This is a genomic window from Salinicola sp. RZ23 (assembly GCF_003206675.1).
In the GTDB taxonomy this organism is placed as follows: domain Bacteria; phylum Pseudomonadota; class Gammaproteobacteria; order Pseudomonadales; family Halomonadaceae; genus Salinicola; species Salinicola endophyticus.
Genome location: NZ_PZJK01000007.1, coordinates 101,284 through 124,373, shown reverse-complemented (window position 1 = coordinate 124,373; position 23,090 = coordinate 101,284). Strand labels below are relative to the sequence as shown.

Annotated in this window: 21 protein-coding genes; 13 read left to right on the top strand and 8 right to left on the bottom strand. The window is 66.6% G+C overall.

Annotation, left to right across the window (positions count from 1 at the left end; translation table 11 throughout):
* Window positions 1-50: 50 nt before the first annotated feature.
* Together DOM67_RS06765 and DOM67_RS06760 are read right to left on the bottom strand one after the other, a co-directional pair.
* Entirely contained in the window at window positions 51-1,496 is a 1,446-nt protein-coding gene (locus DOM67_RS06765) for an AMP-binding protein (protein ID WP_110674883.1), read from the bottom strand.
* Window positions 1,489-2,160, bottom strand: a complete 672-nt coding sequence (locus tag DOM67_RS06760) for a thermostable hemolysin (protein WP_110674882.1) — start codon at window positions 2,158-2,160, stop codon at window positions 1,489-1,491. The genes DOM67_RS06765 and DOM67_RS06760 overlap by 8 nt, the downstream gene beginning before the upstream one ends.
* A 447-nt stretch (window positions 2,161-2,607) precedes the next feature.
* Here DOM67_RS06760 and DOM67_RS06755 point away from each other — a divergent pair, with 447 nt between their 5' ends.
* Window positions 2,608-4,242, top strand: a complete 1,635-nt coding sequence (locus tag DOM67_RS06755) for a BCCT family transporter (protein ID WP_110674881.1) — start codon at window positions 2,608-2,610, stop codon at window positions 4,240-4,242.
* Window positions 4,243-4,505: 263 nt separating this feature from the next.
* Window positions 4,506-4,673: a hypothetical protein gene (locus DOM67_RS19765; RefSeq protein ID WP_157958805.1), complete on the top strand. Its 168-nt coding sequence runs from the start codon at window positions 4,506-4,508 to the stop codon at window positions 4,671-4,673.
* A gap of 45 nt (window positions 4,674-4,718) precedes the next feature.
* Here the strand turns inward: DOM67_RS19765 and DOM67_RS06750 are convergent, their stop codons facing one another.
* A complete protein-coding gene (locus tag DOM67_RS06750) occupies window positions 4,719-5,387 on the bottom strand; it encodes a GntR family transcriptional regulator (protein WP_110674880.1) in 669 nt (222 codons plus the stop codon).
* 298 nt (window positions 5,388-5,685) lie between these two features.
* On the opposite strand from DOM67_RS06750, the gene DOM67_RS06745 reads away from it, so the two are divergent.
* The 4 genes from DOM67_RS06745 to madM all read left to right on the top strand — a co-directional run bounded on the left by DOM67_RS06745 (window position 5,686) and on the right by madM (window position 10,043).
* The gene (locus DOM67_RS06745; RefSeq protein ID WP_110675292.1) at window positions 5,686-7,074 is read left to right on the top strand and encodes a malonyl-CoA decarboxylase; all 1,389 of its coding nucleotides are present in this window, start codon (window positions 5,686-5,688) and stop codon (window positions 7,072-7,074) included.
* Between the two features lie 81 nt (window positions 7,075-7,155).
* Window positions 7,156-8,694 (top strand): malonyl-CoA synthase, encoded by a 1,539-nt coding sequence (locus tag DOM67_RS06740; RefSeq protein WP_110674879.1) that lies wholly within the window; start codon window positions 7,156-7,158, stop codon window positions 8,692-8,694.
* 80 nt (window positions 8,695-8,774) lie between these two features.
* The gene (gene madL, locus DOM67_RS06735; protein ID WP_232825159.1) at window positions 8,775-9,209 is read left to right on the top strand and encodes a malonate transporter subunit MadL; all 435 of its coding nucleotides are present in this window, start codon (window positions 8,775-8,777) and stop codon (window positions 9,207-9,209) included.
* 72 nt (window positions 9,210-9,281) lie between these two features.
* Complete coding sequence (madM, locus tag DOM67_RS06730; protein ID WP_110674878.1) at window positions 9,282-10,043, top strand: malonate transporter subunit MadM; 762 nt, start codon at window positions 9,282-9,284, stop codon at window positions 10,041-10,043.
* A 42-nt stretch (window positions 10,044-10,085) separates the two neighbouring features.
* Here the strand turns inward: madM and DOM67_RS06725 are convergent, their stop codons facing one another.
* Together DOM67_RS06725 and DOM67_RS06720 are read right to left on the bottom strand one after the other, a co-directional pair.
* The gene (locus tag DOM67_RS06725; protein ID WP_110674877.1) at window positions 10,086-11,516 is read right to left on the bottom strand and encodes a diguanylate cyclase; all 1,431 of its coding nucleotides are present in this window, start codon (window positions 11,514-11,516) and stop codon (window positions 10,086-10,088) included.
* 40 nt (window positions 11,517-11,556) lie between these two features.
* Entirely contained in the window at window positions 11,557-12,333 is a 777-nt protein-coding gene (locus DOM67_RS06720) for an EAL domain-containing protein (protein ID WP_110674876.1), read from the bottom strand.
* Between the two features lie 238 nt (window positions 12,334-12,571).
* On the opposite strand from DOM67_RS06720, the gene DOM67_RS06715 reads away from it, so the two are divergent.
* Window positions 12,572-13,264 carry an extensin family protein gene (locus DOM67_RS06715; RefSeq protein WP_110674875.1) on the top strand — a complete coding sequence of 231 codons (693 nt, stop codon included), beginning with the start codon at window positions 12,572-12,574 and terminating at the stop codon, window positions 13,262-13,264.
* A 24-nt stretch (window positions 13,265-13,288) separates the two neighbouring features.
* On the opposite strand, the gene DOM67_RS06710 is transcribed toward DOM67_RS06715, so the two are convergent.
* Together DOM67_RS06710 and aguA are read right to left on the bottom strand one after the other, a co-directional pair.
* A complete protein-coding gene (locus DOM67_RS06710; protein WP_106419670.1) occupies window positions 13,289-13,516 on the bottom strand; it encodes a hypothetical protein in 228 nt (75 codons plus the stop codon).
* Window positions 13,517-13,643: 127 nt separating this feature from the next.
* Entirely contained in the window at window positions 13,644-14,744 is a 1,101-nt protein-coding gene (gene aguA / locus DOM67_RS06705) for an agmatine deiminase (RefSeq protein WP_110674874.1), read from the bottom strand.
* 182 nt (window positions 14,745-14,926) lie between these two features.
* On the opposite strand from aguA, the gene DOM67_RS06700 reads away from it, so the two are divergent.
* The 5 genes from DOM67_RS06700 (at window position 14,927) to DOM67_RS06680 (ending at window position 19,688) form a co-directional block, all read left to right on the top strand.
* Window positions 14,927-15,550 carry a YbhB/YbcL family Raf kinase inhibitor-like protein gene (locus DOM67_RS06700; protein WP_110674873.1) on the top strand — a complete coding sequence of 208 codons (624 nt, stop codon included), beginning with the start codon at window positions 14,927-14,929 and terminating at the stop codon, window positions 15,548-15,550.
* A gap of 42 nt (window positions 15,551-15,592) precedes the next feature.
* On the top strand, window positions 15,593-16,114 hold the full coding sequence (locus DOM67_RS06695) for a retropepsin-like aspartic protease (RefSeq protein WP_110675290.1): 522 nt from the start codon (window positions 15,593-15,595) through the stop codon (window positions 16,112-16,114).
* A 226-nt stretch (window positions 16,115-16,340) separates the two neighbouring features.
* A complete protein-coding gene (locus DOM67_RS06690; RefSeq protein ID WP_110674872.1) occupies window positions 16,341-16,880 on the top strand; it encodes a carboxypeptidase-like regulatory domain-containing protein in 540 nt (179 codons plus the stop codon).
* 381 nt (window positions 16,881-17,261) lie between these two features.
* Window positions 17,262-17,981: a response regulator transcription factor gene (locus tag DOM67_RS06685; RefSeq protein ID WP_110674871.1), complete on the top strand. Its 720-nt coding sequence runs from the start codon at window positions 17,262-17,264 to the stop codon at window positions 17,979-17,981.
* 72 nt (window positions 17,982-18,053) lie between these two features.
* Window positions 18,054-19,688 carry an ATP-binding protein gene (locus DOM67_RS06680; protein ID WP_110674870.1) on the top strand — a complete coding sequence of 545 codons (1,635 nt, stop codon included), beginning with the start codon at window positions 18,054-18,056 and terminating at the stop codon, window positions 19,686-19,688.
* 16 nt (window positions 19,689-19,704) lie between these two features.
* On the opposite strand, the gene DOM67_RS06675 is transcribed toward DOM67_RS06680, so the two are convergent.
* Window positions 19,705-20,619 carry a LysR family transcriptional regulator gene (locus tag DOM67_RS06675; RefSeq protein ID WP_110674869.1) on the bottom strand — a complete coding sequence of 305 codons (915 nt, stop codon included), beginning with the start codon at window positions 20,617-20,619 and terminating at the stop codon, window positions 19,705-19,707.
* Between the two features lie 123 nt (window positions 20,620-20,742).
* Between DOM67_RS06675 and metE the strand changes: the two genes are divergently transcribed.
* Window positions 20,743-23,031 (top strand): 5-methyltetrahydropteroyltriglutamate--homocysteine S-methyltransferase, encoded by a 2,289-nt coding sequence (metE, locus tag DOM67_RS06670; RefSeq protein WP_110674868.1) that lies wholly within the window; start codon window positions 20,743-20,745, stop codon window positions 23,029-23,031.
* Window positions 23,032-23,090: the final 59 nt, after the last annotated feature.

Here is a 23,090-nt window from a genome sequence, read left to right as displayed (position 1 = left end):
CGAATCTTGATGGGGCATGCGGTGCTCTCCTGGTGCTGTCCGCGGGCGTGTCACGCGCTGACCGGGGTCTCCAGCCAGTGGTGGTAGCGCTCGGCCAGCGCCTCGCGGCGCAGCCGGCCATTGGCCGTCGCCAGGCCGTTGTCCGGGGTGAAGGGGCCGCCGCGCTGCCAGCACGTCACACGGGCGTAGTCGGGCAGACGCTGGTTGGCGCGGGCCACGGCCTCTTCGAGCTGCTGGTCGTTGACCCACTCGCCGCGGGGTACCAGCAGTGCGCGGTTGCTCGGCTGAGCCTCGCCACTGACCCAGGCCTGGGCGATCGCCGGTTCGGCGGTGAGCTCGGCCTCGACCCAGGCGGGGTCGACGTTACGCCCGTAAGCGGTGATGAAGACTTGACGCCGGCGGCCCTTGAGCACCAGCGCTTCGCCCTCCCAGGTGCCGAGATCCCCGGTGGGCCAGCGGGTCGGGCGCGGCTCTGCGTCACCGAGATAGCCGAGCATCAGGCTGCCTTCGACCACCACTTCGCCATCCTCGGCGAGGGTGATCCGGGCATGGGGCAGCGGGCGGCCGACGCTACCCGGCTGCACCTCGCCGGGGCGGTTGAGCGTCACCACCGAGGCGCACTCGGAGAGCCCGTAGCCTTCGAAGACCGGCCAGCCGGCCTGCGCCGCACGTGTCAGCAGCGCCGGTGAGACCGTGGCCCCGCCCACCGCGAAGAAGCGCCCGAAGCCGAGCGGCGCCTCACCCTGCTGCATCAGCAGTGCGCTGAGCAGCTGTGGCACCAGGATCAGACTGTCCGGAGCCTCGGCGCGGATCACACGCCACGCCTGGGCGCTGTCGAAGCCGCTGGCACCGCGCCAGCCGAGCTCGCCCAGACCCGGCAGGGCGACGCTGCCGCCCAGCCACAGTGGGGCATAGAGGCCGCCGATGTTTTCCAGCAGCGTGGCCAGTGGCAGCATCGCCAGATGCCGCGTCACGCCCACGCTGCGCGCCACTTCGGCCAGACTGTCCGCCACCGTCAGTTGGGTATCGCTGTCGAGGCAGACCCCCTTGGGCGTGCCGCTGGTGCCGGAGGTAAAGGTGATCTTGTGGGTTCCCGGCGGCAGTACCGGCGGTGTGGCGACCTCGCGCCGCCACAGCAGCGGATCGTCGCTGGCGGCAAAGCCCAGCGCTGCGGCGGCCGCGCCCGGACCGATCAGGGTGTCGATCCCGGCCTGGTCGACCACATGGGCCAACTGGGCGGGGGAGAAGAACGCCGGCAGCGGCACGTTGACCGCCTCGCTCTGCATCAGCGCCAGATCCCACAGCGCCCAGTCGAGGCCGTTGTCGAGCATCAGCGCCACGCGGCGCCCGCCGAACGCTGCCAGCTGTTGGCTGCGCCGGGCGATCTCGCCGGGTAGATCGGCGTAGTTCAGCGCCACGTCATTGGCGCTCAGGGCGACCTGACCCGGCTGGCTCACGGCCAGCGCGCTGAGATGGTCGAGGAAACGTTCACGCATGGTGGACGGCCTTGTGATGGCAGCCCTGGGCTGTCACGGTGAGTGGGGTAGGGCTATCGGGAGAGGTAAGCTCGCGGTTGGGATCTAGCCGCCGCCACGCCTTGATCAGGTCGCCGCCCATGACCCACGGGCGGTGCAGGTAGTAGTTGCCCCAGCGCTCGCGTTCGCGGCTGTCGAGATGGGCGGGGTCGGCGTCACCCAGGCGGCGCACGTCGAGCCCCAGCCGGCGGAAGCCGTTGCGCACCGCCGCGGTGGCGGTGAAGGTGAGCCAGCCGCAGCCCTCGGCCACCAACGAGTCGATCAGGTGGCGGATGAGTGGAACCGCCAGGCCCGGGCGCAGCGTGGCCAGGTTGGCGATTTCGGCCAGCGCGTGGCGCTCGACCGGCACGCCCAGCTCGCGGGCCAGCAGGTGCTCGACCGGCTCGCCCAGGTAGCGCTCCAGGTACAGCGGGGCGTCGCCAGCCAGACGCACGCCGACAGCGGCCTGCAGCTGGTCGGCATCCCACAGCCCATAGAGGCGCGGCGCGAACTGGCTCAGCTCGGCGCCGTGCTGACGTCGGTAGGTCTCGGCGATGAAGGCTTCGAGCTGGGTGCGCTCCGACGCCTGCTGGCACTCGCGCCAGTGCAGCGCGGGGGTGGGAGAGGTCAGCGGTAAACCGGGCATTGGGTTTTCCCTCGTGGTCGGTCTCCTGCATGCCTCTAGGCACTATCTGAAAAGGACTGCGCTCGCCCATGCGGCGTTAAAAATCGGCTCACTGAACCTCGTTCAGAACGTCCGTAGGACGGCCCGAAGGGCGAGCGGAGCGAGTAATATGCTCATTTACACCAGTAAACTGGAGCGCCAGCCCGGTCCGTTCTCACCGATTTTTGCCTTGCCTGGTCTTCGCTCGTCGACTTTTCAGACAGCTCCTAGGGGTCTGAAGGAGAGGATGTCGAGGGTAGGGTGCCGTGGATGGGCTTAACGAAGTCTTACGTATATTAAGTTTGCTTCATGCCCGTCGAACCGGGTGCCTCGAGGCAGGGTGAAAAACGCGTCGTCTATACTGGTGCCAGCCCTGCGTTGCGGCGTCGGCATGATTCAAGGAAGAGACACAACGACCGGAGAGTCTTTATGGCCAGACTTGGCAAGCAAGGTGTATTCATCGTATCCGCGGTGCTGATCGCCGCGATCGTGGCCATCGGGGCCATCTTTCCCACCCGCTTCGGCGATATCGCCAATACCGCACTCAGTGCCACCACCCACTACTTCGGCTGGTTCTATCTGATCTCGGTGTTCGGGTTCGTGACCTTTCTGGTAGTGCTGGCCTTCAGCAAGTACGGCAAGATCCGGCTCGGGCCGCAGGACAGCAAGCCGACCTATGGCTTCTTCTCCTGGGTCAGCATGCTGCTGGCCGCCGGCTTCGGCGTAGGGCTGGTGTTCTACGGCATGGCCGAACCCATGACCCACTATCTCAATCCGCCGTTCGGCGACGTCCAGGGTGGTACCCCCGAGGCGGCGCGCTACGCCATCCAGTACAGCTTCTTCAACTGGGGCATTCACCAGTGGGCGGCGTTCTCGGTGGTCGGCCTGATCATCGCCTACTACCAGTTCCGCAAGGGGCAGGCGGGCATGGTCTCCAACGTGCTCTCGACGGTCACCGCCAAGCGCCCCAAGCTACGCCGTCTGGGGCCGGTGCTGGATATCTTCGCGGTGGTCGCCACGGTGATGGGGGTGGCCACCTCGATCGGCCTGGCGGTGCTGCAGATCAACGGCGGCCTGCACGCAGTGTTCGGGGTCGACGAGGGCATGACCTGGCAGTTCATCATCATGGGGGCGATGTTCGTCTGCTACATGATCTCGGCCACCTCCGGGCTGGACAAGGGGATCAAGAACCTCTCCAACCTCAACCTGATCATCTGCTTCGCGCTGATGTTCTACGTCCTGCTCACCGGGCCCACGGTCCAGATCCTGGAGACGATCACCCTGGGGATCGGTGACTATCTGCAGAACTTCATCGGCATGAGCCTGCGCATGTCGCCCTACAACGGCAGCGACTGGGCCGCCGGCTGGACCATCTTCTACTGGGCCTGGGTGATCGCCTGGTCGCCGTTCGTCGGCACCTTCGTGGCGCGCATCTCCCGCGGGCGCACGATCAAGCAGTACGTGTTCGGCGTGCTGGTCGTGCCGCCGCTGCTGGCGTGTCTGTGGATTGGGGTATTCGGTGGCGCGGCGATTCAGATGGAGCTGCACAGCGACGCAGGTCTTGCCCAGGCCACCGCGGACAACATCACCTCGGCGCTGTTCCGCATGTTCGACCTGATGCCGTTCTCCAACGTGCTGTCGGTGGTGGCGCTGTGCCTGATCTTCATCTTCCTGGTGACCTCGGCGGACTCGGCGACCTACATCGTGTCGCAGATGACCGATAACGGCTCGCTCAATCCGCCGCTGCTCAAGCGTGTGATCTGGGGTGTGCTGATTGCCGCGATCTGCCTGACCTTGCTCTCCGCCGGCGGCGAGAGTGGCCTCAAGGGGTTGCAGTCGGCGGCAGTGCTGTCGGCGTTGCCGTTCACCTTCATCCTCTACGGCATGATCTCGGTGATGATCAAGGAGCTCAGAAGCGACCGCAAGGCGATGCTCACCGCGCTCTACCGCCGTCACAGCGAGACCCCGGTGGGGGCGGATGCGTTCGAGGCCGAGGAGCTGGTCGACGAGGACCGCTACCGCCGTGCGCCGGACGTCAAGAACCGCCGCATCAATCCGCGCTGAACCGCTCCGCCCGCCATCGCTGGCGGGCGAGGTACGCTATCGGGCCCCGCTTCGGCGGGGCCCTTTTTCGTCTCCGGGCGCCGATAGCCAGCGAGTGTGATCAGACCGGGAAGGGGAGGTCGAGGCGAAAGATAGCGTGGGAGAGAGGTGGTGCGTGGCAAGATCGCGTGGCAGTGGAGAAAAATCCCCGCGGGGCCTAATGTAACGGGAGTCACGGCCGTTAACCTTGGTATCACCCACCTTTAACCGATTGCCGACTGCCCATGCCTGACCGATCTTCCCATCGTGCCCCGCAGGGCGCCACCCGGCGAGCCGCGCCGATGGCGCTGTCACGCTTCGACCGCTGGCTCAACCGGCTGGTCAGCGTGAGCGTGTCGGTGGCGCTGGTGGTGGGCGCCGTGGCTCTGCTGCTGACGCTACTGGTGCGCTGACAGGCGGATATTACCGCAGTGCTCACGCCGTCTTGCTGTGTGCCATCAGCGGCGCATGGCCTGTAGCCGCTGCATCGAGGCCACCAGGTCGTTGAAACGCTCGCCCTGAATCTGCACATGATCGCGGATCGCCTGTTCGGCACGTGCGGCATCGCCGGCCTCCAGCGCGGCGATGATCGCCTGATGCTCGGCGTAGCTGCTCTGCATGCGCTGGCGCACGTGCAGCTGCAGGCGCCGGTAGGGTTTGAGGATGGCGTGCAGTCGCGTCGCCTCCTGGGTCAGGAAATCGTTGTGGCCGGCGGCGTAGATCCGATGATGAAAGGCGCCGTTCTCGTAGTAGTAGCCATCGACGTCCCCCGCTTCGAGGCAGGCGTGGCAGGCCTGATGCGCCCGGCGCAGGCCTGCCAGCTCCTCGGGGGTGGCACGCCGCGCCGCCAGGCGTGCGCACATGCCCTCCAGTTCTGCCATCACCTCGAACCGCTCCACCAGTTCGGTTACCCCGAGCTGGGCTACGAAGGTGCCGCGCTTGGGCAGCACCTTGACCATGCCAGAGGCGGCCAACTGCTGCAGCGCTTCGCGGATCGGCGTGCGCGAGCAGGCGTAGTCGCGTGCCAGCGCCTCGGGGTCGAGTCGGTCACCGGGGGCGAAGTGGCCCTCGACGATCGCGTCCTCGAGTAGGTCGCGCAGTCGCTGGGCCTGGGGGACGCTGGCCATGCTCGATATTCTCCTCTGCTTTCCGCTTCCGTGATCTGTCCAGATTTCCCTGTCTTTTCAGTCTTCCAGGCCTATCCAGGCAGCTATGCTGCCGCGCCTTCTTAGACTTTTTCCCAAGTTGACAGTCAACCCGCTAGCCGTGACTGTTGTATATAACAGAACGGTGACATGTATGTTAACACCCGTGTCCGAGTGATCTCGCTAGGCCTTGTCTAAAAATCAGGTCTGAACGTCGGGTCTGACACGTCGGCGAGCGCACCCACACTCCATACCCGAGAGGGCCGGCATGAACGTCAACATGAATTTTCTGCAGGAACTCCTGTCGAGCATCGGCCGCCGCACCCGCGGGCAGACCGGTCACGCCGACAAGCGCGACACCCCGAGCAGTCTCGCGCGCCTGACCTCGGTGTGCGAGACGCTGATGCAGCCCGGTGGCGAGGCGTCGCAGATATTGATCGCCCAGGAGGCGCTGGAGCGCTACGCCTCCCTCGATGACGCCGGCCGCCTGGCTTTCTTTCAGCTGCTCGCCGAGCACTACGCCGCCGAGCCCGAGCGGATCCATGCCGCCTATGCGGCCTATCAGGAGGCGGAAGACAACGCCAGCCTGGCGCAGCTGTTCGCGGTGTGCGAACCGCGGCGTCAGCATCTGCTGCGGCGGCTCAATCTCTGCCCCGGTGGCACCTACGAGCTGGTGAAGATGCGCGCCGATCTGCTCGGCCTGCTCAAGGCCCATCCGGAGCTGGCGCCGCTGGATGCGGATTTCGCGCACCTGTTCGCCTCCTGGTTCAACCGCGGTTTTCTGATGCTGGAGAGCATCGACTGGAACACCTCGGCGGCGGTGCTCGAAAAACTGATCCGCTACGAGGCGGTACACGCGATTCGTGACTGGGGCGATCTGCGTCGGCGGCTCGATCCCGATGACCGCCACTGCTACGCCTTCTTCCACCCGGCCACCGGCGACGAGCCGCTGATCTTCGTCGAGGTGGCGCTGTGCCGCGGCATTCCCGACAACATCCAGACCATCCTCGAGAGCGGCGACGAGGTGCCGCCTCAGGAGGCGGACACCGCCGCCTTCTACAGCATCAGCAACTGCCAGTCCGGACTCAAGGGCATCTCCTTCGGCAACTTCCTGATCAAGCAGGTGGTGCAGGAGCTCAAGCGCGAGCTGCCCAATCTGGAGAACTTCGTCACCCTGTCGCCGGTGCCGGGGTTCGCCGCCTGGCTGCAGCAGACCCGCGACCAGGGCGAACTCAACCTCAGCGACGATCTCGTCGCCGAGCTCGACGCCGGGCACTGGCGCGAGCCGGGCAAGGCGCGCGACAAGCTCGCCCCCGAAGTGCGTGCGCTGGCCGCCCACTACCTGATCGACGTCAAGCGTGGCGGCAGCGGCATGCCGCTCGACCCGGTGGCACGCTTCCACCTCGGCAACGGCGCCAGCCTGCATCGCCTCAACTGGCCGGGTGACGTGTCGGAGAAAGGGCTCAAGCAGTCGCACGCGCTTATGGTCAACTACCTCTATGAGCTCGAGCGGATCGAGCAGAACCACGAAGCGTTCAGCCGCGAGGGCAGCGTGGTGTGTACCCAGGAGATCCGGCGCGACGCCAAGCAGGCGCGTGGTCGTCTGCGCGGCGCGTCGAAGAACCCGTCCAAGACCGACCCCAAGAGCAATCCCAAGGCCAACGCATGAGCCCCGGCGGGCGACCCCGCCGCGGTGGGCGCGTGTCATGAGCAGTGGCATGGCGCGTGGCATGAATCGCAGGAGAGTGGCATGAACCAAAATCTTTACCTTCAGTTCTTCGACAACTTTTCACGTCAGCCGGAGAAGGTGCTGATCGATACCGCCGAGGGGACGAGCTACCGCTACCGCGATGTGCTCGACACCTCGCGGCGTCTGGCCCGGGTGCTGCGCGAGCGCGGAGTGACCCCCGGCGAGCGGGTGGTGGTGCAGGTCGACAAGAGCCCGCAGACGGTGATGCTCTATCTCGCCTGCCTGCAGGTCGGCGCCGTCTATCTACCGCTCAACACCGCCTACACCGAGGCCGAGATCGAATACTTCCTCGGTGATGCCGAGCCGCGCCTCTACGTCTGCCGGCCGGCGGACCGCGACAGCGCCGAGCGGCTGGCCGAGCGCTGCGGCGTGGCCGCGGTCGAGACCTTGGGGGCGGCGGCCGACGGTTCGCTGATGGCCCTCGCCGAGGCGGCCGAGGCGGATGCGGAGATCGCCGAGCTGGCGGGAGACGACCTGGCCGCGATTCTCTACACCTCGGGCACCACCGGCCGCTCCAAGGGGGCGATGCTGACCCACGCCAACCTCTCTGCCAACAGCCAAGCGCTGGCCGAGACCTGGCGCTTCAGCAGCGATGACCATCTGCTCCACGCGCTGCCGATCTTCCATACCCACGGCTTGTTCGTGGCGTGCAACATCATCCTGACCGTCGGCGCCTCGATGACCTTCCTGCCCAAGCTCGATCCGGAGCAGCTGATCACGCTGATGCCGCAGGCGACCGTGCTGATGGGGGTGCCGACCTTCTACACCCGTCTGCTCGCCAGTCCGCGTCTCGATCGCGAGGCGGTGCGCAACATGCGCCTGTTCGTCTCCGGCTCGGCGCCGCTGCTGGCGGAGACCCACCACGACTTCTTCGAGCGCACCGGTCACGCCATCCTCGAGCGCTACGGCATGACCGAGACCAACATGAACACCTCCAACCCCTACGACGGCGAGCGCCGCCCCGGTACGGTCGGCTTCGCGCTGCCCGGCAGCGAGGTGCGGATCACTGATCGCGACAGCGGCACGGTACTGGCGCCGGGGGAGACCGGGCTGGTCGAGGTACGCGGCCCCAATGTGTTCAAGGGGTATTGGCGCATGCCGGAGAAGACCGCCGCCGAATTCCGCGAGGATGGCTTCTTCATCACCGGTGATCTGGGGGTGATCGATTCCGACGGCTATCTGTCGATCGTCGGACGCGACAAGGATCTGGTGATCTCCGGCGGCTACAACGTCTATCCCAAGGAGATCGAGCAGTGGATCGACGAATTGCCGGAGGTGGTCGAGTCGGCGGTGATCGGCGTCAACCATCCGGATCTGGGCGAAGGCGTCACCGCCGCGGTGGTGCTCAAGCCGGGTGCCACGCTCGACGAGGCACAGGTTCTCGCCGCGCTCAGCGACAAGGTGGCGCGCTACAAGCAGCCCAAGCGGGTGTTCTTCATCGATAGCCTGCCGCGCAACGTGATGGGCAAGGTTCAGAAGAACGCCCTGCGCGAGCGTTACGCCGACATCTATCAGGCACCCGCCGCGGCGTCGCGCTGAGGCACTACCTCCGTTCATGCCATCACAAGCGCTGGTGATCAGGGGCTCGCCGGCGCAACAACAATGCCCCGATGAGGTGAATGACGATGGTGATCTACGGTGTTGCACTACTCGCCGGCTGCATGCTGGTGGGGCTGATCATCGGCGACGTGCTGGGCCAGCTGCTCGGCATCAGCGCCAACCTTGGCGGCGTGGGTATCGCCATGCTGCTGCTGATCTTCGTGACCGGCTATCTCAAGGACCGCGGCAAGCTGCCGGAGGCGACCGAGAGCGGCATCAATTTCTGGAATGCGATGTACATTCCGATCGTGGTCGCCATGGCTGCCAGCCAGAACGTGGCGGCGGCCTTCAGCGGTGGCCTGGTGGCGATCGTCGCCGGGGTTCTGGCAGTAGCCCTGGGGCTGGCGCTGGTGCCGGTGCTCACCGGCAAGAAGGGGGATGATGCGCGCCCGCTGGACCCGCCTGCCAGCGCCGCCATGCCGCCCTCCCGGGCGACCACTTCCGATCGTTCCTGACCGCGCGGCTACTGAATCTTTTGACAACGTTTCTTAACAACGAATTTTAACAACAACAGGGGGAGTGCCCGCATGAACGACTCCATCGTGTCGCTGGTCGACAAATACCATCTGATCGCGGCCTTCGCCGTGGTCGGCCTGACCATGTATGTGGCCTATTGGCTCAGCCGCCATCTCACCGCCGGTCGTCTGCACGGCTCGGCGATCGCGATCATTATCGGCCTTGTGCTGGCCTACGTGGGCGGTATCTCCACCGGGGGCAGCAAGGGGCTCTCCGATGTCACCCTGTTTTCGGGGCTGGGCCTGATGGGCGGCGGCATGCTGCGCGATCTGGCGATCATCGCCACCGCCTATGGCGTGCGCTTCCAGGAGATCAAGAAAGCCGGGCTGCGCGGCGTGATCGCGCTGTTTCTCGGTGTGCTGGTCTCGTTCGTCGCCGGTGCCGTGGTCGCGGTGGGCTTCGGCTACACCGACCCGGTGGACATCACCACCATCGCCGCCGGTGCGGTGACCTATATCGTCGGGCCGGTGACCGGCGCCACCCTCGGGGCGAGTTCGGAAGTGATCGCGCTGTCGATCGCCGCCGGGCTGGTCAAGTCGATCCTGACCATGATCGCGACCCCGGCCACGGCGCGGCTGATCGGGCTCGACAACCCGCGCTCGGCAATGATCTTCGGCGGCCTGATCGGCACCACCAGCGGGGTCGCGGCAGGGCTCGCCGCCACCGACGCACGGCTGGTGCCGTATGGCGCGATGACCGCGACCTTCTATACCGGCCTGGGCATTCTGCTGGCACCGACGGTGCTGTTCCTGGCCGTGCGCGCGCTCTTCTGAACCCGCGGTGGCGCGACGCAGACCCGGCGGTGCGCCTGCTAGCTACAGCGGCAGCGCCGGGCCTTCGGGGGGCGCCGGGCCTGTAGGGCTCGCCGAGTTTCCGGGCCGTGCCGTGTCTTCGCGCAGGGCCGGCAGCTGCGGCGTCTCCTCGGCCATGGTGATACAGCCGCGGCCGGCCTGCTTGGCCTGATAGAGTGCGGTATCCACCTGTTCGAGCAGCCTGTGCGAACTGGTCTGGCGCGGCTCGGCGATTCCCGCCGAGAACGATAGCTGCAGCTCGCACGCGCTCAGTGGCTGCTGTACCAGGCGCGCCAGGACCCGGCCCAGGGTGGCATGAGCGGAGAAGCGGTCAACTCCCGGCAACAGCAGCAGAAACTCCTCGCCGCCCCAGCGGATCAGGGTGTCGCTCTGACGCAGCATGGTGCCGACCAGATCGCTGAACTCTCGCAGCACCTCGTCGCCGACCGCATGGCCGTGTTCGTCGTTGACCGTCTTGAAGTGATCCAGATCGAGCATGGCCACGGCCAGCGGCTCGCCATAGCGGCGGCTGCGCCGGATCGCCTGCTCCAGCAGTTGCTGGCCGTAACGCCGATTGTGCAGCCCGGTCATCTCGTCACGCGTGGCCAGATACTCCAGCCGGCGGTTGCGTGCCTCGAGCTGGCGCGTCTGTTCGCGCTGGGCGGTGAGGTCGACCAGACACGCGAGGCGCAGCGGCTGGCCATCGGCGTCGTTCACCAGGCTATCCGCCACCTGCACCGAGCACAGCGAGCCGTCGCGACGCACCACTTCCACACGGTGCTGCCCGCCGCCGTCGGCGAGCACCGCCTGGTGGTGGCGCTCGCCGCGCTCGCGCGAGGCGGGGGCGAGCAGTTCGCCATAGGGGCGCCCCAGCAGCTCGCTGGCCGCGTAACCGACGAGCGTGCAGAGCGTCGGATTGACCAGGCGCAGGTAGCCCTTGGCGTCGATCACGCAGGCGCTGATCGGCAGGCTGCCGATCCACTGGTGCAGCGATGCCGGCAGCCGGGGTGTGGGCGCCGGCAGATCGGCTGGATGCGGATCGAGCGGGGTGATCTCATCGAGGGCGACCAGCACCTGGCGGCCGGCGTCGGCCTCGATCCGGCGGCAGCGCAGCCACAGTGCGCGCAGCGATCCGTGACGGTCGCGCAGATGGCAGCGGCGCCAGCCCTGGGGGGCGCTGTCTGCCCGCCGTCGCGCGGGATGATCGTCGGCCGCCAGCGGCTGGTGCTGATCATCGAGCCACTGCCAGGGATCGGCGAGGGGCGGTCGAGCATCCAGCGCGAGCTGCTGGCACGCCAGCGCGTTAGCGCCGGCAACCCAGTTTTCGTCGCCTTCGACGCGGTAGACCAGCGCGGCAATGCCGAGCTGGTCGAGCCCATCCAGGGTGGCCTGTAGGGTCGGCTGACGCGGCGGCTGGCCGGCGTCGCCGTCGGGAAGTGCCTGCGGAGCGTCCATGGGGAGAGCAGCCAGGTAAGATGACAAGAGACGCTGGCGCTCAGTGCTGACCACGGACCAGCGCGAGCTGGGCCGGCTGACACTGGGGCAGACGTTCGGTTTCCGGGCGTGCGTACCAGTAGCCCTGCTGACGCGTGATACCGCGCCCGTAGAGCCAACGCGCCTCTTCCAGGGTCTCCACGCCTTCTGCGACCAGCGCGATATCGAGCTTCTCAGCCAGGTTCACGATCTGGTCGATGAGGATCTGCTGACGCGGGGCCCTGTCGACGCCATCCACCAGACGGCGGTCGATCTTGAGCAGATCGGGCGTGATATCCACCAGTAGATCGAGATTGGCGTGGCCGCTGCCGAAATCATCCAGCGCCACGGTCATGCCCATGTCGCGATAGGTGTCGACGATGTTCTGCAGATGGCGTCGATCCCGGACATGCTCGGTCTCGATGATCTCGAAACAGAGCCGGTCCACCGGCCAGCCAAGCCGCTCGGCGGTGACCAGTGTGGCCTGGATGCAGGCTTCGGGTTCGTAGACGGCGTTGGGCAGGAAGTTGATCGAGAGCAGGCCCTGGTTGCCGAGCCGATGGGCCAGCTCCAGCGCCTTGACCCGGCACGCCTGATCGAAGCGGTAGAGGTTGTCGTCGTCGACCCGACTCAGCACGCTGAACGCCGAGCCGCCGTCGCTGCCGCGTACCAGCGCCTCATAGCCGTAGATCTCGCCATGCTCGAGATCCACGAGCGGTTGGAAAGCCATGGTGAAGTCGAACGGCAGCGGAGCATCGCAGCGCCGGCATACCGATTCGTGTCTCGCGCATCCCGGCATTGTGGTCCTCCCTGACGCGACAATCTGGGGTAATCGAGGTGATGGAGCGGTTGGGCGGCGTCGACGCAGCACCCAGCATGCCCCATGCATCCAGACTAGAAGAGATCGGCGCCGACGAATAGTCGCGATGTTATCGCCGTGGCGGCGAGATGCCCGCATGGCGCCATCGTCAGGGGCGGAATGTGACGCAGCCACCTAAGCTAAGAGCTGGATTCGGTGGCATGAGGCAGGGAGGCGCATGCGCGCAACGACGCTGGGATGGCTGGCGCTGATCGCGCTGGGTGTTGCGCTCGACAAGGGTGGCATCGAGGTGCCGCGGGCGTGGAATCCGTTCGCGCCGCTGGTGGTGGGCGATCCGGTGACGCCGGTCACCCGGCTCAAGCACGCCCGCGTCGAACGCGACCCCGAGGCGTGCCGCGCGGCGCTGCGCACGGCCCCGGAGGTGCGCTTCACGCCGCTGGCGGACTACACCCCGGCGGCGGGCTGTCCGCTGACCGATGTGGTACGCCTCCAGGGCACCGGAGTGCGCTTCAGTTCCAGCTTCGTCGCCACCTGCCCGCTGGCCCTGGCGTGGACGATGTTCGAACGCCACGAGCTTCAGCCCCTGGCCGAGCGTAGCTTCGGCAGCCGCGTCGCCGCGGTGCGCCACTTCGGCTCCTTCGCCTGCCGTAATATCTACCACCGGAAAAACGCCAGACGCAGCGAGCACGCCACGGCGTCGGCGCTGGACGTGGCGAGCTTCACACTGGCCAATGGCGAGCGCATCGATCTACTCGAGGATTGGAAGGGCGACGGGGTGCGGGCGGGTTTCTTGCGCCAGGTCCAGGCGGCGGCCTGTGGCTATTTCGGGACCGTGATCGGCCCCGATTACAACGCCGCGCACGCCAATCACTTTCATCTGGGGATGCGCGGCGTTGCCTTCTGCCGCTGACGGCAGATAGCGGTTGCGATGCGCTCAGTTGCCGAGGTTGATGTCGTTCGAGTCGGTCGCTGCCCCGGTGGCCGCACCCACGCCACCGCCGATCACGGCACCGTCGGAGACATCGCCGCCGGTGGCCGCGGCGGCGCCGGCGCCCACTGCGGCACCCACACCGGCACCGCTGACCGCGCGTTCACCGGTAGTGGTGCCGCAAGCGCTGAGCAGCAGAGCGGTGGCCATCATGAAGGGAATCGTACGTAGCATGATCAATCTCCTGAATCGACATCGGGTTCCTTGGCGCCAAAGGCCATGACTTCAGCATAGCCCGGGTGATGACAGGCGCCAGCGCCCCCGGGATGTGCGATGCCGATGAGGTAGGGCCACGGGGCGCTCAGGGTCTGGGCTGCTGCTGGGTGATGCAGTGGATGTTGCCACCGCCGAGCAGAATCTCCCGCGCCGGTACTCCGATCACCCGGCGCCCCGGGAAGAGCTCTGCCAGCGTCTCGCGCACGCTGTCGTCGTGGCTGGGATCGAGCAGCGGCATCACCACCACGCGGGTGCCGATATAGAAGTTGACGTAGGAAGCCGCCATGCGATCCCCCGGGCGCCGCGGACGCGAGCTCGACAGGCGGTCGACGCCACTGGCTTCCTCTTCGCCCAGATAGAGCGGGCCCGGCTGCGGCAGTCTGTGCACCACGAAGCGGCGGCCGCGGGCATCGGTGGCGCTTTCCAGAATCTCCAGCGCCTGCCGCGAGATGGCGTACTGCGGGTCGCGCTCGTCGTCGGTCCAGGTCAGCGCCACCACCCCGGGGGCGATGAAGCAGCAGAGGTTGTCGACGTGGCCATCGGTCTCGTCCTGATAGCAGCCCGCCGGCAGCCAGATCACCTTGTCGATGCCCAGGTAGTCGGCCAGCAGTCGAGTCTGGGCCTCGCGGCTGAGCTCCGGATTGCGATTGGGGTTGAGCAGGCACTCTTCGGTGGTGATCAGCGTGCCCTCGCCATCCACATGGATGGCGCCGCCCTCGAGCACCATCGGCGCGGCAAAGCAGGGGATGCCCAGCATCTCGGCGATCTTGCGCCGAATGCGCCGATCCTTGTCCCAGGGGAAGTAGAGCCCGCCCTTGAGCCCGCCCCAGGCGTTGAAGTCCCAATCGACCAGGGCGATGCGGCCGTCGGGGTGGGTGACGAAGGTCGGGCCGACGTCGCGCATCCAGGCGTCGTTGCTCGAGAGCTCGACCACCCGGACGTGCTCCGGCAGCTGGTGGCGGGCGTTCTCGTACTGCTCGTCGTTGACCCCGACGATCACGGTCTCGCTCTCGGCGATGGCGCGGGCGACCTCGACGAAGGCGCGCTGCGCCGGCTTGGCACCCAGGCGCCAGTTGTCCGGACGCTGTGGCCACAGCATCCAGCAGGCGTCATGGGGAGCGAACTCCGCCGGCATGCGAAAGCCCAACTGGGCGGGCGTCTGGGAGGGGGGAGCGAGATCGGTCATGACAAACGCCTGCGGGAACCCTAAGGTTATCGGTGAACGGTAGTGGGTGCGTCGAGAGTACAGCGTGGGTGCGTCGTGACGGCGACTGTAGCACCCTGCGATGCGCTTGCGCAGTGGGTCGCGGATGCGCTCGCAGCACCCCGGGTCAACGGAAGATCCCATCGGAGAGACAGGAGAGAGTCATGCGTTTCAGCGTCAAGGGTATCGCCGAGGGCCAGCCGGTCCCGGCCGAATTCGCCTTCGCGGTGCCCGATCCCGAACAGCACATGCGTTTCAGTGACAACCGCAATCCAGAGCTGCGCTGGCTCGACGCGCCGCAGGGCACCCAGAGTTTCGTGGTGCTGGTGATGGACCCGGACGTGCCCAGCGTGGCTGACGACGTCAATCAGGAGGGCAAGCGTGTGCCCGCCGATCTCCCACGGGTCGACTTCTACCACTGGGTGCTGATCGATATTCCCGCCGATGTCACCCTGCTCGAGGAGGGTGAGTTCGCCGATGGCGTGGTGCCGCGGGGCAAGACCCCGGGCAAGCGCCGCAAGGGCATCGAGGGCATCAACGGCTATACCGGCTTTCTCGCCGGTGACCCGGACCTGGCCGGCACCTACGGCGGCTACGACGGTCCCTGCCCGCCGTGGAACGATGAGATCGTCCACCGCTACATCTATAGCGTGTTCGCCCTCGACGTGCCGTCGCTCGAGCTGGAGGGCGATTTCACCGGTGGCCAGGTGCGCGAGGCGATGCGCGGCCACGTGCTGGCCGAGGCCAGCGTGACCGGCACTTACACCCTCGACCTGGCGCTGCGCTGAGCGCCGCCGCCGACGGGGTGAATTCGCACGGTGGCCGAGCCGATGGCTGATACGCAACGCACTACCCGGCGTCTCGGCCTCGGCATGATGCTGCTGTGCTGGGTAGTGATGCTGGCGCTGGCGGTGTGGTGGTTTCGCGGCGTCGAGAGCCGTCGCGCCAATCCCAATCTCGAGCTCTCCCGCCACGCCGCCCCCGGGGCGCCGGTCACCCTGGCGCGCAATGCCGCAGGCCACTTCGTCGCGCCGGGCGAGATCGACGGCCAGCCGGTCACCTTCCTGCTCGACACCGGCGCCACCTATGTCTCACTGTCGCGTGGGCTGGCCGAGCGCCTGGGTCTGCAACCCGGCCCTGCGGCCACCTTCACCACCGCCAATGGACGCGTCGAAGGGCGCCTCACCACCCTCGACAGCGTGCGCCTGGGTGGTCTCTCTGCGCGTCGGGTGGCGGGGTCGATACATGCCGGTATCGGCGATGACATGGTGCTGCTCGGCATGAGCTTTCTCGGCCGCTTCGATATTCAGATCCGCGCCGATCACCTGACGCTGAGTCCACGCAAGCCCTGACACGGATATATCTAAAGAAGTGTCGCCCGGTAGCGACAACACTTGCGTAATCTCTGCGTGATTGTCGTTTACAATTGTTCTCTCGGGTGACTCACGCTGACACTGTCGGACAGCTCGACAGCGCTGCGTGACCTAATATGAGCTCTCGCCGCAGTGCACTGCAGGGAATTGTCGCGTGTCAGGCCCGGTCGGCCATGAACGCGTGGTTGCATTCAAGGAGTCGAAGATGACGCTGACACGCTGGCGGCCTTGGCTGCTGCCCTTTTTGATCACGCTGGGGCTGGCGGGATGTGAAAACCTCTCCACCAGCAGCTTCGAGATGCCTGACATCTTCGGCAGCCAGTCCCGGGACGAGAATGTGGTCAAGCGTCAGATCGCGTTTCCGGCGGAGGAGTACGCCAAGCTCGAAAAGCACGGTACGGCGGCGGTGCAGGGGCGGCTGAGCTACACCATGCCGGGTGGGCGGACGATCGTCGGCGCCAACGAGACGATCTCGGTGGCGCCGGCGACGCGCTACGCTGCGGAGGCAGCCGATGTCGCGCTCTCCGGGCGCCGGATCGAGCCCGCCGACCCGCGGGCGCGCGACTACACCCACTATGCCAAGACCGATGCCAATGGCTACTTCGTGGTGCGCGGCATTCCCGCCGGGGTCTTCTACGTGGCCGGCAGCGTGCTGCTGCCCGGCGGAGAGTCGCGCAGCCCGATCATCATCAAGCAGGTGACGCTGCGCGATGGCAAGACCCGTGAGGTCGAGCTGAGCCGCTGATCGCGGTGCAATGAAGCGGCCGAGCGGGGGCGCAGGTCGCCCAGTGGGATCGGTTTTTCCTAAGTCTAATGAGTGAAAGGGTGGCGAGTTATCTCGCACATCCGCTCTGAAGCCTATCTCGAGAAAGTGTGATGGATAGTGAGTAACACCAGATTATCCAGATGGGTTAGTGGGTTACAAAGGTGTCATATGAGGTATCATGATCGCTCGGATACCATCGGCGTTGATTGAACTTGGCGTAGCATAGCGTCTCTAAAGATTTCGTTGCGTTATGCGCCACCTTGGTTCACCGTTCACTATCAATCGGTCGATGCCTTAGCGCGTCACACAATAAATGAATCGGTGGTATGCAGGGCCGGGTTTCGAGGCCAACTCAAAGGGATGGAAGACAGCTTGGACAGCACTGCACATCAAGATCGCGTACTGATCATCGAAGACGACGAGCGGCTGGCGCATCTGACTCGCGAATATCTGGAAGCCAATGGTTTCCAGGTCGGACTGGAGCATGATGGCGCCCACGGCGTGGAGCGGATCATCGAGGAGCAGCCGGACATGGTCATCCTCGACCTGATGCTGCCCGGTGAGGATGGACTCTCCATCTGCCGCCGGGCGCGGCCACACTATGCCGGTCCCATTCTGATGCTGACCGCGCGCACCGACGACATGGACCAGGTGCTGGGGCTGGAGATGGGCGCTGACGACTACGTGCCCAAGCCGGTGCAGCCGCGGGTGCTGCTGGCACGCATGCGCGCGCTGATGCGTCGCGCCGACAGTCTGGTGTCGTCGAGCGGTGCCACGCGTCTGACCTTCGACAACCTGGTGATCGACAGCGCCACCCGCGAAGCCTGGCTCGAGGAGCAGCGTATCGACCTCACCAGTGCCGAATTCGATCTGCTCTGGCTGCTGGCCGACAACGCCGGGCGCGTGCTCACCCGCGAGGAGATCTTCTCGCAGCTGCGCGGGATCAAGTACGACGGCCAGGATCGCTCGATCGACGTGCGCGTATCGCGTATTCGTCCCAAGATCGGCGACGATCCCAATCATCCCCACCGCATCAAGACGGTGCGCAGCAAAGGCTACCTGTTCGTCAGGGATAGCTGAGCCACGACGGCGACCGCGCTCGCGGTCGCCTTCGTTTGCCGACCCACCCCCTTATTCCCCGCGAGAGCAGCGATGCGGCGTTCGCTTACCGACAGCACGTTTCTGCGCTTCTACCTGGCGCTGCTGGCCGCACTGGTGATCACCTTCGGGTTGGCGCTATTCGGCTTTCTGATGGTCGACAAGGTGCGTCAGGAGCACTATCGCGAAAGCCTGGTCAGCGGCCCCTTGGCGCTGCTCGCCGATCTGGTCTCACGGCAGCCGCTGGACAGGCGCGACGACTGGCTCGCCTCGATGGCCTCGACCCTGGGCATGCCCCTGGGGCTGTTTCGGCTCGAGGATCTGTCGCTCGACTATTTCGAGCGCGCCCGGTTGGAGGAGAAGCGCCCGGTGATCGAGGCCGCCGACGACGGCTGGCGCTCGCTCTATAAGGTACCGCAGTCCGACTGGGTGCTGGCGGCGCGCATCAACTCGCTCAACGAGATGCAGCTGCGCGGCATCACCGAGGTTCTGCGCAGCTGGCTCAGCGGTGAGTCGGACAAGGTCCAGGCCAAGCGCCTGCATCGGGTGCAGCAGCAGTTCCAGGTGCCGGTGGGCCTCTACGCCGAGCCGCCGTCCCACGTTGACCCGATCCAGGCGACCCGGCTCGATGCCGGCGAGGTGGTCGTGCGTCTCGACTCCAGCCTGAGTGCGCTCTACATCCACGCCCGGGTCGGCCCCGATCGCTGGCTGCGTATCGGCCCGCTGCCCAGCTTCGAGGCGATGCCGCTGTCACTGGCGCTGGCGCTGCTGATCATCGTGCTGATCACGCTGGCGGGGGCGATCTATCTGATCGTCTGGAGCGTCGAGGGGCGGGTCGGCCGGCTCGAGCGTGCGGCGACGCGGATCGCCGCCGGCCATCTCAATGCCCGTGTGCGGGTCGACGGCAACGACTTCCTAGGCCGCCTGGGCATGGCGCTCAACGGCATGGCGGCGCAGGTGCAGTCGCTGCTGCGCAGCCAGCAGGAGATGATCCGCGCGGTCTCCCACGAACTGCGCACGCCGGTGGCGCGTATCCGCTTCGCGGTGCAGATGCTCGAGGATCTCTACGGCGAGGGCCATGCGCGCAAGCAGCTGGAGGGCATCGACGAAGATATCTCCGAGCTCGATCGTCTGATCGACGAGATCCTCACGTACGCCAAGCTCGACAGCGAGAACGCCCAGGGCGTCACGCTCAAGACCGAAAGCCTGGAGTGTCGCGCGCTGGCGTGGCGAGTGCTGGAGATCCTCAGCCCGCTGCATCCGCATCTGACGCTGACGGTGGCCGACGGCGAAGAGCTGGAAGTCGAGGCGGAGCCGCGTTATCTGCAGCGTGCGGTGCAGAACCTGGTCGCCAACGCCTGCCGCCACGCCGAGACCCAGGTCTGCATCACCATCCACCGCGAGCCGCGGGCGATCCGTATCGATGTCGAGGACGACGGCCCCGGCGTGCCGGAGAAGGATCGCATCGCCATCTTCAAGCCTTTCGCCCGGCTCGACGACAGCCGCACGCGGCGCTCAGGCGGCTATGGTCTGGGGCTGTCGATCGTGCAGAAGATCATGGTGTGGCACGGCGGCAACGTGGTGGTGGATCGCAGCGAGCGCCTGGGCGGGGCACGCTTCAGCCTGCTGCTGCCGCTGCACGCGCGCGAATCGATCAGCCCGCTCAACTTCGACGGCGGCGCCCACTGAGCGCCGTCGCTGGCGCTCAGGCCGGCTTGATGCCGCTCAGTACCGCAAAAGAGGTATCCCGCGCGGTGCGAATGAAATCCTCCATCCACGGCAGCGCCCGGTCGTTGTCGCGGATCGCCGCGTAGAGCGTGCTCCACACCCCCTCCTTGCCCAGCGGCAGCGCCTTGACGTAGTCGCGCTCCAGATACTCGGTCAGAGCCCAGTTGGGCAGGGCGCAGACGCCACGCCCGCTGGCCACCAGCTGCATCATCATCACCGTCAGCTCGGCGCTGCGAATCTCGCGCGGGCGAATCTCCGCCGGCTCCAGGAACTGGGTGAAGATATCCAGCCGCGAGTGGTCGATGGGGTAGACGATCAGCGTCTCCTCGACCAGATCCGGCGGCTCGACCCAGCTCTGTCCCGCCAGGGCGTGCTGCTTGGCCACCGCCAGCAGCCCTTCGTAGCGGAACAGCGGGGCGTAGTGGATGCCGGGCAGCGGCTCGGGATTGTCGGTGATCACCAGATCGAGCGCTTCGCGCACCAGCGCCGGCAGCAGGTCGAAGTTCTGGCCGCTGGGAATGTCCACCTCCACCTCGGGCCAGTGATCGCGGAAGTGGTCGACCGTGGGCATCAGCCACTGGAAGCAGCTATGGCACTCGATCGCCATGTGCAGGCGCCCCTGCTCGTGCCCGGCGAGGCGGGCGAGATCGCGTTCCGCCAGGCGCAGCTGCGGCAGTACCTGCTCGGCCAGGGCCAGCAGCCGCTCTCCGGCGCGGGTGAAGGCGACCGGGCGCGTCTTGCGCGCGAACAGCGGCATGCCCAGACGCGACTCCAGATCCTTGATCTGGTGCGACAGCGCCGACTGGGTGAGATGAACACGCTCCGCCGCCTCGACCAGCGAGCCGGTGTCTCGCAGGGCGATCAGCGTACGAAGATGGCGAAGTTCGAGCATGCTATGAATGTTGTTCACGTCAGGGATTAGGAAAACGCGTTTGATTCAGGGAAAGGGCGTGGCGAGACTGCTCGTCTGGCCGTCGGCCCCGATGTTACCCGCTAATGCACAGAGACCCTACCTATGACGACCCTGGTTCACACGCTCGGCTATCCGCGTATCGGCGCCCACCGCGAGTTGAAGAAGGCCGTCGAGGCCTATTGGCAAGGCGAACTCGACCGCGATGCGCTCGAGCAGGCGGGCAAGCGCCTGCGTCTGACGCATTGGCAGGAGCAGCGCGATGCCGGGCTCGATGTGGTCACCGTGGGTGACTTCTCCTTCTACGATCAGGTCCTCGATGTCTCTGTGCTGGTCGGTGCCGTACCGCCACGCTTCGGCCAGGTGGCAGGCGATGTCGACCTGGATACCGGCTTCCGCATGGCCCGGGGCCGCGCCCCCAGCGGTGAACCCGCGGCGGCCTGCGAGATGACCAAGTACTTCGACACCAATTACCACTATCTGGTGCCGGAACTCCATACCGGGCAGCGTTTCCGCATCGCCAGCCAGCGGCTGTTCGACGAGGTGCAGGAGGCCCACGACGCCGGGCACCCGGTCAAGGTCGTGCTGACCGGGCCGCTGACCTGGCTGTGGCTGGCCAAGGTGAAGAGTGAAGGGCTCGAGCGGCTGGCGCTGCTCGACGCGCTGGTCGCCACCTATGGCGAGATTCTGGCACGCCTGGGGGCGCTTGGGGTGGCGTGGGTCCAGCTCGACGAGCCGGCGCTGGTGCAGGATCTGCCCAGCGCCTGGCAGCGTGCCTTCCAGGCCGCCTATCGCCAGCTGCAATCGGCCCCGGTGAAGCTGCTGGTGGCGACCTACTTCGGGGCGCTCGGCGACAACCTGGAACTGGCGCTGGCGTTGCCCGTGGCTGGGCTGCACATCGATCTGGCACGGGCCCCGCAGCAGCTCGACCCGGTGCTCGAGCGCCTGCCGCAGGACAAGGTGCTGTCACTCGGCGCCATCGACGGGCGCAACGTCTGGCGTGCCGATCTGCGTGCGCTGGCTGCTGCGCTGGCGCCGGCCAAGGCGCGTCTCGGCGAGCGCCTGTGGATCGCGCCCAGCTGTTCGCTGCTGCACGTGCCGGTGGACCTGGCGCACGAGACCTGGCTCGATCCGGCGCTCAAGCGCTGGCTCGCCTTCGCTCGCCAGAAGCTCGACGAGGTGGCCACCCTGGCACGGGTGGTGGATGGCAGCGAAGGTGCCGCCGATCGTCAGCGTCTCGAAGAGGCCGACAGCGCTCTCGCCGCCCGGCGGGCCTCCCGGCGCATCCATAACCCCCGGGTCGGCGAACGGCTCGCGCGGCTCGAGGCCGCCGACACCCGGCGCGATAGCGCCTATGCCGTGCGCGCTGTGGCCCAGCGCCGCCATCTGCAGCTGCCACTGTTCCCGACCACGACCATTGGCTCCTTTCCGCAGACCCAGGCGATCCGCCAGACCCGGCGCGAGTTCAAGCAGGGCAGCCTGAGCCGCGAGGCGTACGAAGCACGCATGCGCGAGGAGATCGCCCAGGTGGTCGCACGCCAGGCAGCCCTCGGCCTCGATGTGCCGGTGCACGGCGAGGCCGAGCGTAACGACATGGTGGAGTACTTCGGCGAGCAGTTGGATGGCTTTGCCTTCACCCAGAACGGCTGGGTGCAGAGCTACGGCTCGCGCTGCGTCAAGCCACCGGTGATCTTCGGTGACGTCGAGCGTCCGCAGGCGATGACGGTGCGCTGGAGCGAATACGCCCAGTCGCTGACCGACAAGCCGATGAAGGGCATGCTCACCGGGCCGGTGACCATTCTGCAGTGGTCGTTCGTGCGTGATGACCAGCCACGCGAGGTGAGCTGCCGCCAGATCGCGCTGGCCCTGCGCGACGAGGTTGCCGATCTCGAACGCGCGGGTATCTCGATCATTCAGATCGACGAGCCGGCCTTCCGGGAGGGGTTGCCGCTGCGCCAGGCCGAGTGGCAGCACTACCTCGACTGGGCGGTGGCGTGTTTCCAGCTGAGTGCCGCGGTGGTGCGCGACGAGACCCAGATCCATACCCACATGTGCTACTCGGAGTTCAACGACATCATTGGCGCGATCGCGGCCATGGATGCCGATGTCATCACCATCGAGACCTCGCGCTCGGACATGGAGCTGCTGGATGCGTTCCACGACTTCGACTATCCCAACGAGATCGGGCCGGGGGTCTACGACATCCACTCGCCCAACATCCCCACGGTGACGTGGATGGTCGACCTGATGGACAAGGCGGCGGAGAAGATTCCGGCCGAACGGTTGTGGGTCAATCCGGACTGCGGGCTCAAGACGCGCGGCTGGGCCGAGGTCGAGCCGGCGCTCGCCAACCTGGTCGAGGCCGCGCGACTGCTGCGCCAGCGCTTCGCCTGAGTCTTGTCTGAGCGGCGCAGCGCGGCGCGCGCCCGAGCCTGCGTCGGCCGCGCTGCACA